Origin of the sequence: Pullulanibacillus sp. KACC 23026 (assembly GCF_029094525.1) — a bacterium.
Lineage (GTDB): Bacteria > Bacillota > Bacilli > Bacillales > Sporolactobacillaceae > KACC-23026.
This window is the reverse complement of record NZ_CP119107.1, coordinates 625,606-640,345: the sequence shown is the minus strand read 5'-3', so window position 1 is coordinate 640,345 and position 14,740 is coordinate 625,606. Positions and strand designations below refer to the sequence as shown.

The following is a 14,740-nucleotide window of genomic DNA, read 5'->3' as shown; positions in this document are numbered from 1 at the left end:
CCCCCTACCTTTCACTTGCTCAATCACCGGTTAATTCACACACCTCCACTAATTATATCCACCCATGTAAATTAAACTGTGATTGGAAAAGGTCCACGGTGAATGACTATGTGAAACGGTGGTTACCCCCGAAAGTTAGATTTTTTCACTCTAACTTTTGGGGGTCGGTACCGAATGACTATGCCAAGCCGTGCGATTTACCTTGATAGTTAATTGTTTGCACCTCTGAAGTGAACCCGTTAAAACGTAGATGATGGTGATTAATAGAACTATAGCTGAAATTATCTCGTTTACTCGCTTTCATTTACCATTCCGCAACACTGCCATCCTTATGTCTCCATACTGGGTTTCTCCAGTTGTGGCCTTCTTCCGCCATCTTCCTTACATGAATTTCGTTTATTTCAATGCCAAGACCAGGGCCGTTTGGGATTTTGACATAGCCATCCTCATAGTCAAATACCTTTTTATCTACAACATAGTCCAGCAGATCGCTTCCTTGATTATAATGAATTCCCAAACTTTGTTCTTGAATAAAAGCGTTATAGCACGTGGCATCCACTTGTAAGCATGCCGCAAGTGCAATAGGACCTAATGGACAATGAGGAGCTGCCGCAACATCATAGGCTTCTGCCATTGAAATAATTTTCTTACATTCTGTAATGCCGCCTGCGTGGGACAAATCAGGTTGAATGATGTCGACGTAACCTTCTGATAAGAGGTGTTTAAAGTCCCATCTCGAAAACAGTCGTTCGCCTGTTGCAATTGGAATAGTTACTGCACGAGCCACTTCCCTTAAGGCTTCATTGTTTTCCGAAAGAACAGGCTCTTCAATGAACATAGGGCGATACGTTTCCAGTTCCTTTGCTAAGATCTTCGCCATAGGTTTATGCACACGTCCATGAAAGTCAATTCCAATTCCAACAGACGGCCCAACAGCTTCACGAACAGCGGCCATCCGTTCAACGGCTTGATCGATTTTTTCATAAGAATCAATGATTTGAAGTTCCTCAGTCCCGTTCATTTTCACTGCAGAAAAGCCGGTCTTCACCGCTTCTTTGGCCGCTTCCCCCACTTCTGACGGCCGGTCTCCGCCAATCCACGAATAAACTTTAATGGAGTCGCGGCACGCACCGCCTAAAAGTTGATAAATGGGAGCATTAAAATACTTACCCTTTATATCCCAAAGCGCTTGATCAATACCAGAAATAGCACTCATTAATATGGGGCCGCCCCGATAGAACCCTGAACGATACATCGTACTCCAGTGATCTTCAATTCTTAATGGGTCTTTTCCTACTAAGTATTCCATCAATTCTTTTACAGCCGCACCAACAGTCTCCGCCCTTCCTTCAACAACAGGTTCTCCCCAACCTGTAATGCCTTCATCCGTTTCTATTTTTAGAAATAACCAACGAGGAGGGACTTGAAAAAGTTCATAGCCTGTTACCTTCATAGTGACTCACTCCTTTACTTAAGCTTTTACAGCTGAAACAAATTGCTTCGCCTTCTCTGTTAATTCCTTTAGATAGAGTTCTGTAATCTCGTTTTTCGTATTAACAAGAGAACTTCCTATCCCAAAGCCAACAGCACCGGCTTTGGAAAATTCTTTGATCGTATCTAAATTGACACCGCCAGTTGGTAATAACGGAATATGCGGAAGGGGTCCGCGAATGTCCTTTATGTATCCAGGACCTATTGAGGCCGGAAATACCTTAATAATATCAGCCCCATTTTCATAGGCCGTTAAGATTTCAGTTGGGGTAAAGGCTCCAGGTATACTGACAGCGCCATATCGCTTAGTGACTTTTATCGTTTCGATGTTAACCGTTGGAGACAGAATAAATGTCGCACCAGCTGAAAGGGCTGCCCGTGCTGTTTCCGGGTCCAATACAGTACCGGCACCCACTAATAATTTGTCACCTAACGTATCGGTCAGTTCTTCAATGGCTTTAAGTGCGCCTGGTGAATTCATCGTAATTTCTAAAACACGTATCCCTCCATCATAGAGGGCATTGGCAATTTTCAAAACATCTTTAGGAGCGGCCTGTCGTATAATAGCCACAATTTTATGAGTCAAAATGCCTTGCAACGTCTCCATCAAAAAAACCACACTCCTTTCTTAGCGAGAAACACGTTCTGCCGTTGTTGAAGCCCTCATAAAGTCATCTAGCCTTTCTCGATCAGGTAAACCTTCAATGTCACCACTGACCGTAATAACCATGGCGCCTACAGCACAGGCCCTTTTCACAGATTCTTCAAGGGATAAGCCGTCAAGCAGACCTGATAAGAATCCTGCTGAAAAACCATCCCCCGCGCCAACTGGATCAACCACTTTTGAAACCTTAAAGCCAGGAATAAATTTTTGTTCGAACTCGGTTGAAAGGTAGGCGCCTTTTTTTCCAAGTTTCATAACAACCGTTTTGACACCGCGCTTGTGAAGATGCTCAGCCATTTTAGGGACATTTTTTGTACCAAACAAAAACTCCCCTTCAGCAACACCCGGTAACATAATGTCCACTTTTTCCACGATCGCTAGCAACGTTTTTCTGGCCTCTTCGTCCCCCCAAAGCTTATGACGGATATTAGGGTCAAAGACAATGGTTTTTCCAAGACGTTTGGCCGCCTCAATCGCATAGAAAACCGCTTCCTTACAAGATTCACTTAAAGCAGGCGTGATTCCTGTCAAATAGAGATATTGAGCTTTTGCTAGATAGTCCTCACTTACTTGATCGGGTGCGATAAAACTTGCCGCAGAACCTTTTCGGTAGTATTGGATGCGAACATTATCTTCATTAAGTAACTCTTTGAAAAATACTCCTGTAGGGGCCTTTTCATTTTTTAATACTTGACTCGTATCAACCCCTTCACCGCGAACTGTTGAAAGGATGAAGGCTCCAAACTCATCGGCTCCTACCTGACCAATCCAACCGGTGCGATGTCCCAGCTTGGAAAGTCCTATTAATGTATTGGTTTCAGCCCCGGCAATTTTCGAGGAATAATTCCTGGAATAGCGCAATTGTCCTGGAGCTTCGGGAGTAAACAGAACCATTGTTTCCCCTATACTTATAACATCCAAAGCAGACCCTCCATTCAAGATCCTATTGTTCACTATCAATCGTATTGTTCCTAAAGTCTATATAGGTTCCTTCAGAAGAAGAACATCAAGAAAAGTCACGGTGCAAATCAAAGAGATAGCTTTCTATTTACGAACCACCCTTTTGAATTTAATGACTCCCATTAAAATTTGTGGCCTGTAAATCCCCGCCATGCCATTTTAGGACGATTGCCCTGACTAATCCGGTTCTGTTTCTCAAGTGTAAAAAAGACTGTACACCTAATATCCCAGTCATACAGTCTTGAAAAATACCAATTTATCTAATTAGTATTAATTGGCCAAGGAGACACATATTGAAAGAAAAGTGCTTCAGATGTAGTAAGTCAACCTTTCAGTTCATTAGCCTTGATAACCGAGAAAACGCCTATATATCCTCAAAGGGAACAGTAAGCTTCCTAATAACTCAGGAGTTCACTGGTTCCTCTAGAAGATTCCCTTAAAAGAAAGGTTTTCTTATAAAAATAAGTTACTTAGCATGAACCTTGAGCGATATATTCTTTCTCTTTATCCATGATTTGATCAATCTTTCTTCCCGAGTTGCCGCCTTGGAAGGAGACATTAAGATAAGCTTCAGCGACTTTTTTGGCAGCCTCTTCTCCAATGACTTTTGCACCCATCGTAATGATCTGAGCGTTATTACTAAGCTGAGCGCGTTCTGCAGAATAAGGATCATGACACTGCGCAGAACGGATCCCAGGTACTTTGTTTGCAGCAATGGACATACCAATCCCGGTCCCGCAGAAAAGAAGGGCTCTTTCAACTTCTCCTTCTTTTAATTTGGTGGCTACATTAAATGCCACACCCGGGTAATCAATCATGTCTTTTGAATAACAGCCATAATCGACCACTTCATGCCCTAAGCCTTCAATATATGTTTTTACGGCTTCTTTTAATTCGAACGCATTATGATCTGCACCTACACCAATTTTCACGTCATCACCCCTCTAATTATTTGATAATTATATTTTTTCACTTTTTGTTATTATTGTCAATGGTTTTATCTGAAAAATGAAAACTATCGAAAATAAATAAAAACAAAAGGTGATTCAAACCTGATATCGTTTTTCATTTCTTATCGTTTTTAATTATAAAACTAAATAATAGCCCACCCTTACCTAGGATGGGCTGCTACTCTACTTTAGATAAACTTAAAAATTTAACCTTTTTATGGTTAATTCGGTTCCTTTTAACACGTTACTTCATATAGATCAATCGTTCACCAACCTGCATCATGTGGAATTTCTGGCTTCTATATGTCTGAAATAAATAATCAACAAAATGGGCAGGGTTCTCTCTATTTGTAGGAAACATGTCATAGTGAACCGGTAAAACCATATCAGCATTAATGGCAGCAGCAAAATCGGCTGCTTCACGGCCTGACATATTGCCAATAACGCCTCTTTTTGTTCTAAAATAGTCTCCGCCATTGATAGGCAGAATCGCGATGTCCGGTTTAAATGCCTTCACACTTTCGATTAATTCATCGGTGACAATTGTATCTCCACTATCATACACACGTATACCGTTCACTGTGATACAATACCCCAGATAAAAGTGATTTCCTTCTTCATCTGTTTCGTATTGTGTATGCGCAGCAGGAATAGGTTCGACTTTAAACCCTCCTATTGAAAAAGATTCATTTGCTTTTGCCGGTATTAGCTTTTGAGATTCCCAATCCATCTCTTTGACCATAGAGCAATGGGAGGCTGGAATAGCAAAAACGGTGTCAGGTGAAGCTTTTTTTAAAGCTTTTACTGTGGATAAATCAAGGTGATCATCGTGATAATGAGTAATTAGAACACCTGATGCCCCCTGCAAGCCTTCAGGAGGAATGGGAGGCTCATATTCCCTGACAAATTCAGTCGTTGGATTATCCAACTCGATCGAATGAGTTAAATAAGGGTCAATACATAGAACCCCGTCTTCCTGAGTCCCTTTTATAACTATTCCTGCCTGTCCAAGGCTCCAGATAGAAACACCGGCAAAGTTGATCTTTGTTTCATTAATCTCACGAATAAGCGCTTCGCTTCTTTTATAGACGTAATTCAAACTTTAACACCTGCCAATCATTTTTTATACCTAAGTTAGGCATCCATTTTTTCAGCACGAGCGAGCGGTTTCAATTTTTGCTTTGTCATAATGGGATTGGTTTCCTTACCAAACAACCGAACAAGCGCTGTAAACGCTGACAAAATAATCATCGTATAGAACACAACATGATAACCCATTAAAGAATTAAAGCCCCCCAGAGATTGCAGCACTTGTCCAGAAATGATCGCCCCTACTGACGCACCCAGCCACGTAGCAGAGAAGTTCACCCCGAGTACGGCCCCAGTTCTGTTCGCGGGTGCCACATCAGCACTTGTTGTAAAAAGTAATGGAAACACGGCATTAGCGGTCACACCATAAAGAAGTTGCACCAAAATAACCGTTGTAACGGAAGTCGATACGAGTAGAAGTGACATAATGGCTGCCTGCCATATTCCCGCGAAGATGATAATCCATTTCCGCCCAATTTTATCTGAAATGGCTGGCCATAAGAATTGGAATAGGGCCCCCGTGATCGTCCAAACAACACTTAATGAAGCCACAGCAGCATAAGAATAAGAATGGACAAAAGACAAATATTCCGGATAAGATGTCATGAAAACATTCTGTACCGCCTGAAATAAAAACAAACAAATTGCCGAAATCAATACTTCCGGAATTTTTAGGACATTAATCCATCCTGAAAATGATGAATGTGAACCTGCCCCCGTAACATTTGGCCGGGTTAATCCGCGTTTATCCACATTTTCGTAGACCTCTTCAATATTTTTCCGTGTTGATAAAAACCAATACCAAATCGCGAATGGTACCGTCGCAAGCGAAGCAAGATAGGTAAGACGCCAGCTTGAATCTCCAAAGTGTGTAAAAATAAAGGATGCAAAGGCTCCCCCTACTAACGCTCCAACTGGATAGCCTGTATGATGCAAACCAACAGCGAAACCTCTTTCTTCTTTTGACCACCACTCAGTGGTTGCGATTACCCCAATGGCTTCACTTGCTGAAGTCCCCAATGCTACTCCCAGCATTAATACAAAATAGGCCCAAACATTTGAGCTTAGTCCTGGAATCGCGATCATTGCACCGACAATAGAATACTCAATCATAACAGGAAACCATAAAAACTTCCTTTTCCACCCTGAACCCAAACGATCACTCAATAAGTTTAATGGTATATCGATAAAAAACCTTAAAGCAAGATAACCCGCAACAAACCAGCCCCAAGTTGCAGGTGACAAATGATATGTTTTAATCACAGAAGAACCAATGACATAGATCATGGCGAATGTCACAACATTTAGTCCCCATGTGATCCAAGTATTTAATAGCGTCAGCCAGCTATACTTGCTTGCCCCTATAGGAATGATTCCTAAAATCCGTTTGTTCTCTTTCATTCGTACACCTCCTGGATTAATCGCAAACATTTGTAATAAGATCCATTAATTATTGCACGAGTAAAACATAAGTTGCTCCGACACTCGAATTTCCATTTGAATAGGATTGCAATTATCACGATTAGTGCCTTCAAATCCTCTTTAAGAAGTCGAGAGTCACTTTTATGCTTGCTTGCAGAAAAAAGGGATTTGGGGTTTGGAGTCTGAATGTTCAGACCCTTTGAGTTGCCTTTTTTTAAATTATCCACATATAACCGAATCAATTAGATTCATTTTCCTAGTTCACTGGGTTGGCCCTTACCAACCCATTTCAATTGTAAAGCGTTATCACTTCCCTTAAAATCTCACAAACTATAAACCCCAAATTACATCAATAGCGGTTATATGATTACGCTTTCAATATTATTTGTTTTCTGTCATATTGTCAATTATATTTTCATTTTTATGAATTATGAATACAAACGAAAGCGTGGGTTTTCATCGTAAATTGTTGGTTCCATCCCTCAAATCACTTAAAAACGAAAAATAAAAAAAGTCAAAAGGATTGGAGATAAAGTGAATCTGTTTGTTTAAGAAAGAAGAGGATCAATTTTACAATTATGAGGTAAGGAGAACGTTGAACCGTTAGTGAACTTGGCGAAAGGCTTGTTGTCTCAGAGCCCCCTGAGATCAGACCTTAGCTCAATGGAAAAAGATAAGTTACCCTTAAGAACTTATAGCGGTGCCATTTTTAATGAAACTGTCATGAACGGAACGAGCTTCTCTTCTCGAATTAAAATAAATTAAAAAGAAAAGATGTTAGTTGCCAAGAAAACCCTTACATTTGTGCAAGAGACATAAAGCATTTCATTAGGCGCTGGGCCTTCTTTTGGTAGGACTTTCACTTTTTCAATGGACTTGATTGTTTAGTTGGGCACTACCAACTCACTGAATGGAGAATTAATGAAAAAGGAATGTAAGCATTTTCGTAAAAACGATGAAAAAATGAATCTGACACAGGGTCTATTACCACCTTTTATTTGCGTTTATTTTTGATACGTTTGATAAATGGATATAACCACCAACACAAACAATAGGAAATGAAAAAAGTATAACCCCCTTAAAAATAAAGGGAATTATACTTTTTTACATTTAAGACCGTACGTACCGGAACGCGGGGACGGTTCTCGCGTTTCACCTGACAAGTGGCTTTTTCAATGTGAATTTATTTTGCTTTTATATTTAAGTCTTTCACTGAAAATTTCTTTACCGCCTTATTTTCATATTTCTTGAAAAATTCAATATCAAGTCCAAGTAAATTAGATAAGAAGTCAACATCTACTTTTAGCCTGTCAAGTAATGATTCCAATTCGATATAGCCTTCTTCTAGGAGTAATTCCAATATGCTTCTTATCTTTCCAGGCCGATTAATCTTTAGCTGTTTATCCAGCGGTTCACTATTTTTATATCCTTTTTTATTTAGCTGTATATTGAAATACCTGTATTTCTGATAATCAATATATCCTAATGCATGAGCCCTATAAGCTAAGGTCTGAATAGAAACAGCCCATTTTTTCTTCAATTCTGCGTACGAGTCTGGGTTGGAGTTTCTAGATAATAACACAAAATCTTTCTTAAATTCCTTTTCTGGGAGTAAAAAAGTTTCGGCGAAAGTGTCCGCTTCTTTCTCATATTGTCTGTACACTTTCTTCTCTAAAGTTGTAAACTCAACTTTATAATGTAGGAGTAAATGGCCTAATTCATGTGCTAAGTCAAAATTTCTTCGAGCTGCTGACTTTTTCAAACTTCCTAGCATAATATAGGGCCGATTATCTTTAGACCACAAACTATAGGCATCAATCTTCTCACCAATAGCTTTCTCTAAAATAAAGGCTCCTTTTTTTTCCAATACAAATAATAGATTGACATTTGTTGGACCTAACTCAAGGAAATCCCTTGCCATACTCGCAGCCTTATTCATAATCGTTTTTCTGTCATCTTGTGTGTTGTTCATATAATCAATTATTTTATCTCTAAGTAAGGCGATCTCATTTGGTGGATATTGAATTCTTTCTTCAATAATTTTCAAAAAAGAGTTTAGATATTCAAGATGCATGGCTTCACTCTGCGTTTTTTGTATACTGCTTATTACATCCGCTCTATAGGCTATATGATTAGCATCTATATTCGATTTTCCATCTTTATCAAGAAAATCCTCAGAGAAAAAATATTTACTTTTAACGCTGAAGATTCTTTTCAAATTATTAATAACTTCAAGTTTCGGAGTCGTATAACCATTCTCATATTGCCAGACTGATTGCTCAGAAACTTGAAGCCTATCGGCAAGTTGCTTTCTTGTATAACCATGGAGTATTCGAATGTTAGTCAAATTGTTACCAACAAACATAACGATTTACCTCCTACTTATTTCAACCTTGTCCATCTTTCTTACTTTTCTTAGTTTCATCATCAATAGCAATTCCAAAGTCGATTGCTGTAATCGAGTCATCGTAATCATAAATATCATTATTCAAGACAGTCGTATCGAGTTCGGCAAGATTGACATTACTTTCCCCAATTAATTCAGATAAATCTTCAACTAGATATGCAATATTATTAACAGGATTAGGCATCCATAATTGAATTTTAGAAATTAAAAAGGCTTCATCAATCTCATAAGTCACAATATAGAATTTACTATATTCTTTTTGTAATTGTGTGACCTCATCATCTTCCAATGATTTTAATACTTGATCATCAAATATTGAAAGCATTTCAAATTCATGTGATTCATCAAATAGCGAATATTCTTCAGGAAACTCCACATTTTCATTAATTCTTGACAGTTTTTTTAGATAAGTTTCATGATCTCTAGTTTGAATGTGTTCCCCGTGTATTGTTTTTCCACCTGGAAAATTATCTGGATTGAAGTATTTAGCATTTTTAATAATAAACATACTCTTATTATCCGAAGACGAAAATTGCAAATATCCCCAAGTATAGCCCGCTCTTGCTTTTTTGTAAAGGATTCCGATATCTTCACATTCAATTGCCGTCTGGTCATCTATATGATTTCCTTTGACCCAAGCATAGGCATCACTAATTTTCATTGTTCTTCGCTTTTCATTTCTCTCTTCAACATAACTTTTATAACCATTTAAAATACCATTAACAATGCTTTGATTTAATTCTCGGGAAAATCGATACTGTTTCAACTTTATCCCTCTCTTCTATTTTATCCTCATAGATAAAATATATAACAAAAGGTCTATCTTTTAAAGTAATTATGATTTTTTATTATATTTTTTAAAGCGTTAAATATAAACAGGTAAATTTTTTAAACTTATCGCCTTATTATCAATATAAGGTTTTAAAAAAATATTAACAGCATAAATTTCATTTACCCCATACCTCTGCCAATTCATTTAAAGCCGTGCTCTGTCTAATTTCCAATTCCTTAAATACCCAAACATTGTATTTTTTAATTGCTGGTAATCGCTTTAACTTTATTCTATTAGTCTACATGCGCGACCCAACCGTTACCAATTGATATATCCTTTGACTATTGGTAGCCAATCTAACAGCAAGATTTTGTAAAGTCCACTCTATTTCACTTCAACTATTATTTCTGTTTATATATTTACTTTATTGCTACGAGTATTTGTCTACTTCTAATTAGAATTACTTCACAATCTGATCCGCTTGCTGAAGATTAACTTCAATAATCTATACAGTGTGTCTAAAAACTATTAAACTTCGGTTCTCAAAACTATGTTTTTATTTTTACTTCTTTATCAATTCAAGGTTCGAAGTCGTAATCGATCTGTTATTCCCTGGCTCTAGCCAACCCAAAGTAAAGTCTGATAGGACTTTCATGGTGATCACTCAAAATGTGATCAGTGCTTACCTGAAGAAGGAGAATTAATTTCTACTTAAAAAGAAAAATGGAACACGAGAACCGTCCCCGTGTTCCCACCGTGTTCCAAAAAAAAAGAAACGCGAGAACCGTCCCCGCGTTTCACTGATTAATGAAGTCATAAAATTGCTGCATGAAATAGCCGATTTTGACTGCCCAGGCTTCGTCGCTGGCGTATTGGTGCCAGCTGTTGTCGTTTCTCATGCTGTCAAGGGTTGGTTGATAATAAGGTATTGTATCATCGGTATCCCAAGAACGGATCACGTAATTATCACTGATCCAGCAAGCACCGGCGATGATTCCGCCCTCTGGAGAAGAGTAGTCATAAGCTCCTTCAGCAGGTTGAGAGTCGATTGCACCAATGCCATAAAAATTATACTTGGTATTGGATATTGCCGATGTACCCCAGCCGGTTTCAAGTCCGGAATGGGCCAACAGATAGATGGCATTCAATCCACTTTGAGCTTGAGCGGTTAAATAAGCCTCGCCCATACCGGTCATAACGGTGGTTTGTCCACCTGTTTTATAATTGATAAAGGCGTTAATTTGGTCAGCGGTCACGTCCGCCATCGTATTGAGCGGTGTAAAGATATCCACTTGATCGGTGACCGTTCCTGCTTTAGATGCCTCATATTTAATGAGGTCATAGCCTTGATTTCCTGAAGTGCTTAATGCTCCCCAGACCCAGCCTTTTTGACCGGATTGTGTTTGGATGTAGTACCATTCTGTATAGGTTGGTCCGGAAGTTGTGACTTTATCCAGCAAATATACCATCGAGCCGGACGGAATATAGCCGATGTTCGCGCTCGTGACATCCGCACTGCTTCTTAACGTTCGGCCTTCTTTTACAAGCCACATGTCATCCGTTAAACTGTTTACAAGATAATCCTTCTGAACCCAACCTACGAGACCATCCGCTGTCTGGATTTCAGCCGCGTAATTTTCCTCACTTAATACCGTTACTTTATCGCCATACCCTAACACATCGTATCTTGTATAGCTTGGATTATAAATCGTTGAATTAAGTTGGTAATCCGCTAATTCATCATAACTTCGATAAACGGGAAAACTAACAGAAGAAACCAGTCGTTCCTGAGCACTGGATACGTTTGTTGGGCTATCGTTTGTCGGGTCATTGTTTGTCGTGCTGTTGTTCGTTGTACTGTTGTTTGTCGTGCTGTTACCTGTTGTACTGCTAGGATCAGCTGGATCTTCAGGAACGGGGTTTACTTTGATCGCTTTTTTGAAGGCATCCGTTTCACTGACCGAATCGCCCTGGCCTTTAGGAACGAGCTTGATTTGAATAGCTTCCATGCGTTTAGCAAGCCCCTGTGTTCCAGCGTTCATCCCGTCTTTTGCCCAGCCTAACCAACCATAACTCTGAACATAAGCCCGGTAATAGACATCATAATAGTTGGCGATGTCACCAGTTAAACTAATGTTAATGGCTTCTACTCGCTTACCTTCACCGGTGGTACCGGATAATTCACCGTCGGACACATTTTTGAGCCAGCCATAAGTTTGGACATGTGTTGAATACACAATATCTCCTGAATACGGTGAATGTTTTAATTGGATCTTAATCGCTTCTAAGCGTTTCGCTTGTCCTGTCGTTCCACTCAGTGTGCCATCGGAGACAGAAGGCATCCAGCCATAGCTTTGAACATGGGACGAATAATTAACAGACGGCGGTTTTACTATAAAAGGTTGATCGGTAGAACCGGGTGCAGGGTCGCCTTTTTTCACTAACTCAACCTGAATGGCTTCCATGCGCAAGCTATACCCTTGAGTCCCGGCAGGTTCTCCATCTTTCGCCCAGTCTAACCAGCCATAATGTTGAACATGCACGCGATAATAAACATCATAATCGGCTGCCTGAGTACCTGTCAGATTAATTTTAATAGCTTCCATACGCTTTGATTGCCCGGTCGTTCCCGCCATCTGACCGTCTGATACCTCGTTCATCCAGCCATAGCTCTGGACATGAGCAGAGTAGGTTAAGCTTAAGTCTTGTCCGTTTTTAATTGACAGTTTAATAGCTTCCATACGTTTCGACTGGCCGGTTGTTCCAGCGAGCGCCCCGTCAGAAACAGGACTCATCCAGCCATAGCTTTGGACATGGGCCGTATAAGTGACAGAAGGAGGAGTATTCAAAGCATCATAATCACTTTTCGTTACTTCCACCTTTTGATTCGTTCCATCCGTTTTATAATACTTATACCCTTGATTATTAATCACCGTACCGTACTCATCGACCGTTTTGACCTCTTCAATGGACGTTCCATTGTCATTTTGGGTCATAACAGTATTTTGATTTTGCAAGTTTTGTGGTGTGACTGATTCAGCCTTAAAGGAATCAGCCTGATCTATTCTTAAATAAATAGTTTGATTGTCTGCCGTCACCAAATGCTGTAAGACATCTGTCACTTTCAAAGTAATGTTTTGCGTTTCTTCAGAAGAAGACGTCTGGACGTCCAGGATCCCTTTAACGGCTGTTTTAGTCGCATCAGTCCAGCCTGTTAAGGTCAACGTCACATCGTCATTAACAGCAACCTTCTGCTCTTCGCCATTATAATCAATCAAATCATAACTGGAGCCCGATGCAAAGTTGACCGCATTAGTCGTACTATCCGTATCTTCAGCAAAACTTCCTTTTGGGCATAAAATCAAACCAAATAAAAAGAGACCTAAAAAGATAACTAGTTTCCTTTGCATAACCCGCTCCCCTCTACTAAACTCATGATCATAAAAATATCATTCGACAAAATTCGACAAATTTACTTCTCACTTAGTCTAACATAATTTTAGTAGAGGTTATAGACACATTAGCAAATTAACAGCGATTTCCAAAAATGACAAAAGAGACCCGCAACAGCAGGTCTCTTTAAAAGTAATGTTAGTTAATCGCGGCTAAATAAGTCGCGTGTATAGACTTTATCCTTTACGTCCATAAGGTCGCTGGACAAACGGTTGGCGACAATCACGTCACTAATCTTTTTAAACTCATCAAAATCATGAAGAACTCTGGAATGGAAGAATTCTTTTTCATTGTAATAAGGTTCAAAGACGACCACCTCGACGCCCTTTGCCTTGATTCGCTTCATGACGCCTTGAATGGCAGATGCCCTAAAGTTATCTGAGTTTGTTTTCATAGTCAACCGATAAATACCTACAACGGTTGGATTTCGCTTCAGAATCATATCAGCAATGTGATCCTTGCGTGTACGGTTGGCTTCCACAATAGCTGCCATAATATTGTTCGGTACATCATCATAGTTAGCAAGAAGCTGCTTCGTATCTTTAGGCAGGCAATAACCGCCGTAGCCAAAGGAAGGATTGTTGTAATGACTACCAATACGTGGATCGAGTCCAACTCCGTCAATGATTTGCTTGGCATCCAGCCCGCGAATTTCAGCATAGGAATCTAATTCATTAAAGAAAGCAACGCGCATCGCAAGATACGTATTCGCGAAAAGCTTAATCGCTTCAGCTTCTGTAGAATCCGTAAACAACACGTCGATTTCTTCTTTTTTAGCTCCCTGCTCTAAGAGGTTCGCGAAGATTTCTGCCCGCTCCGATTGCTCACCAACCACAATACGTGATGGGTATAAATTATCAAATAAGGCTTTTCCTTCTCTCAAGAATTCAGGTGAAAAGATAATATTGTCCGTTTGGAACGTTTCTCTCGCTGTTTTCGTATAACCCACCGGTACCGTCGACTTGATCACCATGACAGCAGCAGAATTCATTTGCTTAACCTGCTTGATGACAGACTCAACGGATGACGTATCAAAATAGTTCTTCTCCGGATCATAATTCGTTGGTGTTGAGATAATCACATAATCGGCACCATTAAAGGCTTCTTCTGCATTCGTCGTTGCCGTTAGATTTAACTCTCTCTCAGCCAGATAGTGCTCTATATCTGCATCAATAATTGGTGATTTTCGTTGATTAATAAGGTCCACTTTTTCCTGTACGATATCCAGCGCCACGACTTCATTATGTTGAGATAAAAGAATTGCATTGGATAGTCCAACATAACCCGTTCCCACAACCGCAATTTTCATCTACAAATCCCCTTTTTATTCTTTTAAGATATTAATCTTCTATTTAAAAAGTCCAAGTATCCATATTCTTACTTTTATAAGTATATAGACCTATTTCGACACTTTCAATCCTTTTTTTACATAAAGAATTGAGGCAATCCTATTAAAGTCGGTATTTATGGTTCAACTTGAACAGACAAATAAAGACCTTTCTAAGAAAATGCAATCGAAAAAACCGGCATCT

At 39.5% G+C, this 14,740-nt stretch carries 10 protein-coding genes; all 10 read right to left on the bottom strand.

What is annotated here, in order from left to right; all coding sequences use genetic code 11:
• Positions 1-304: 304 nt before the first annotated feature.
• The 10 genes from dgoD to PU629_RS02775 all read right to left on the bottom strand — a co-directional run bounded on the left by dgoD (position 305) and on the right by PU629_RS02775 (position 14,517).
• Positions 305-1,453: a galactonate dehydratase gene (gene dgoD / locus PU629_RS02820; protein WP_275282756.1), complete on the bottom strand. Its 1,149-nt coding sequence runs from the start codon at positions 1,451-1,453 to the stop codon at positions 305-307.
• Positions 1,454-1,471: 18 nt separating this feature from the next.
• On the bottom strand, positions 1,472-2,098 hold the full coding sequence (locus PU629_RS02815; RefSeq protein WP_275284341.1) for a bifunctional 4-hydroxy-2-oxoglutarate aldolase/2-dehydro-3-deoxy-phosphogluconate aldolase: 627 nt from the start codon (positions 2,096-2,098) through the stop codon (positions 1,472-1,474).
• A 21-nt stretch (positions 2,099-2,119) separates the two neighbouring features.
• Positions 2,120-3,076, bottom strand: a complete 957-nt coding sequence (locus PU629_RS02810; RefSeq protein WP_275282755.1) for a sugar kinase — start codon at positions 3,074-3,076, stop codon at positions 2,120-2,122.
• 509 nt (positions 3,077-3,585) lie between these two features.
• The gene (rpiB, locus tag PU629_RS02805; protein WP_275282754.1) at positions 3,586-4,047 is read right to left on the bottom strand and encodes a ribose 5-phosphate isomerase B; all 462 of its coding nucleotides are present in this window, start codon (positions 4,045-4,047) and stop codon (positions 3,586-3,588) included.
• Between the two features lie 262 nt (positions 4,048-4,309).
• A complete protein-coding gene (locus tag PU629_RS02800) occupies positions 4,310-5,164 on the bottom strand; it encodes an MBL fold metallo-hydrolase (protein ID WP_275282753.1) in 855 nt (284 codons plus the stop codon).
• Positions 5,165-5,199: 35 nt separating this feature from the next.
• Positions 5,200-6,555 (bottom strand): MFS transporter, encoded by a 1,356-nt coding sequence (locus PU629_RS02795; RefSeq protein WP_275282752.1) that lies wholly within the window; start codon positions 6,553-6,555, stop codon positions 5,200-5,202.
• Positions 6,556-7,759: 1,204 nt separating this feature from the next.
• The gene (locus PU629_RS02790) at positions 7,760-8,941 is read right to left on the bottom strand and encodes a spr1629 family repressor/antitoxin (protein ID WP_275282751.1); all 1,182 of its coding nucleotides are present in this window, start codon (positions 8,939-8,941) and stop codon (positions 7,760-7,762) included.
• 22 nt (positions 8,942-8,963) lie between these two features.
• Entirely contained in the window at positions 8,964-9,749 is a 786-nt protein-coding gene (locus PU629_RS02785; RefSeq protein WP_275282749.1) for a spr1630 family ClpXP-sensitive toxin, read from the bottom strand.
• Positions 9,750-10,552: 803 nt separating this feature from the next.
• Positions 10,553-13,165 (bottom strand): glucosaminidase domain-containing protein, encoded by a 2,613-nt coding sequence (locus PU629_RS02780; protein WP_275282748.1) that lies wholly within the window; start codon positions 13,163-13,165, stop codon positions 10,553-10,555.
• Positions 13,166-13,350: 185 nt separating this feature from the next.
• A complete protein-coding gene (locus PU629_RS02775) occupies positions 13,351-14,517 on the bottom strand; it encodes a nucleotide sugar dehydrogenase (protein WP_275282747.1) in 1,167 nt (388 codons plus the stop codon).
• Between the last annotated feature and the right edge of the window lie 223 nt (positions 14,518-14,740).

Coding starts and splice junctions, on each gene's coding strand:
- dgoD (WP_275282756.1), bottom strand. CDS start 1,453: ATGAAGGTAACAGGCTATGAACTTTTTCAAGTCCCTCCTCGTTGGTTA.
- PU629_RS02815 (WP_275284341.1), bottom strand. CDS start 2,098: ATGGAGACGTTGCAAGGCATTTTGACTCATAAAATTGTGGCTATTATA.
- PU629_RS02795 (WP_275282752.1), bottom strand. CDS start 6,555: ATGAAAGAGAACAAACGGATTTTAGGAATCATTCCTATAGGGGCAAGC.
- PU629_RS02790 (WP_275282751.1), bottom strand. CDS start 8,941: ATGTTTGTTGGTAACAATTTGACTAACATTCGAATACTCCATGGTTAT.
- PU629_RS02780 (WP_275282748.1), bottom strand. CDS start 13,165: ATGCAAAGGAAACTAGTTATCTTTTTAGGTCTCTTTTTATTTGGTTTG.
- PU629_RS02775 (WP_275282747.1), bottom strand. CDS start 14,517: ATGAAAATTGCGGTTGTGGGAACGGGTTATGTTGGACTATCCAATGCA.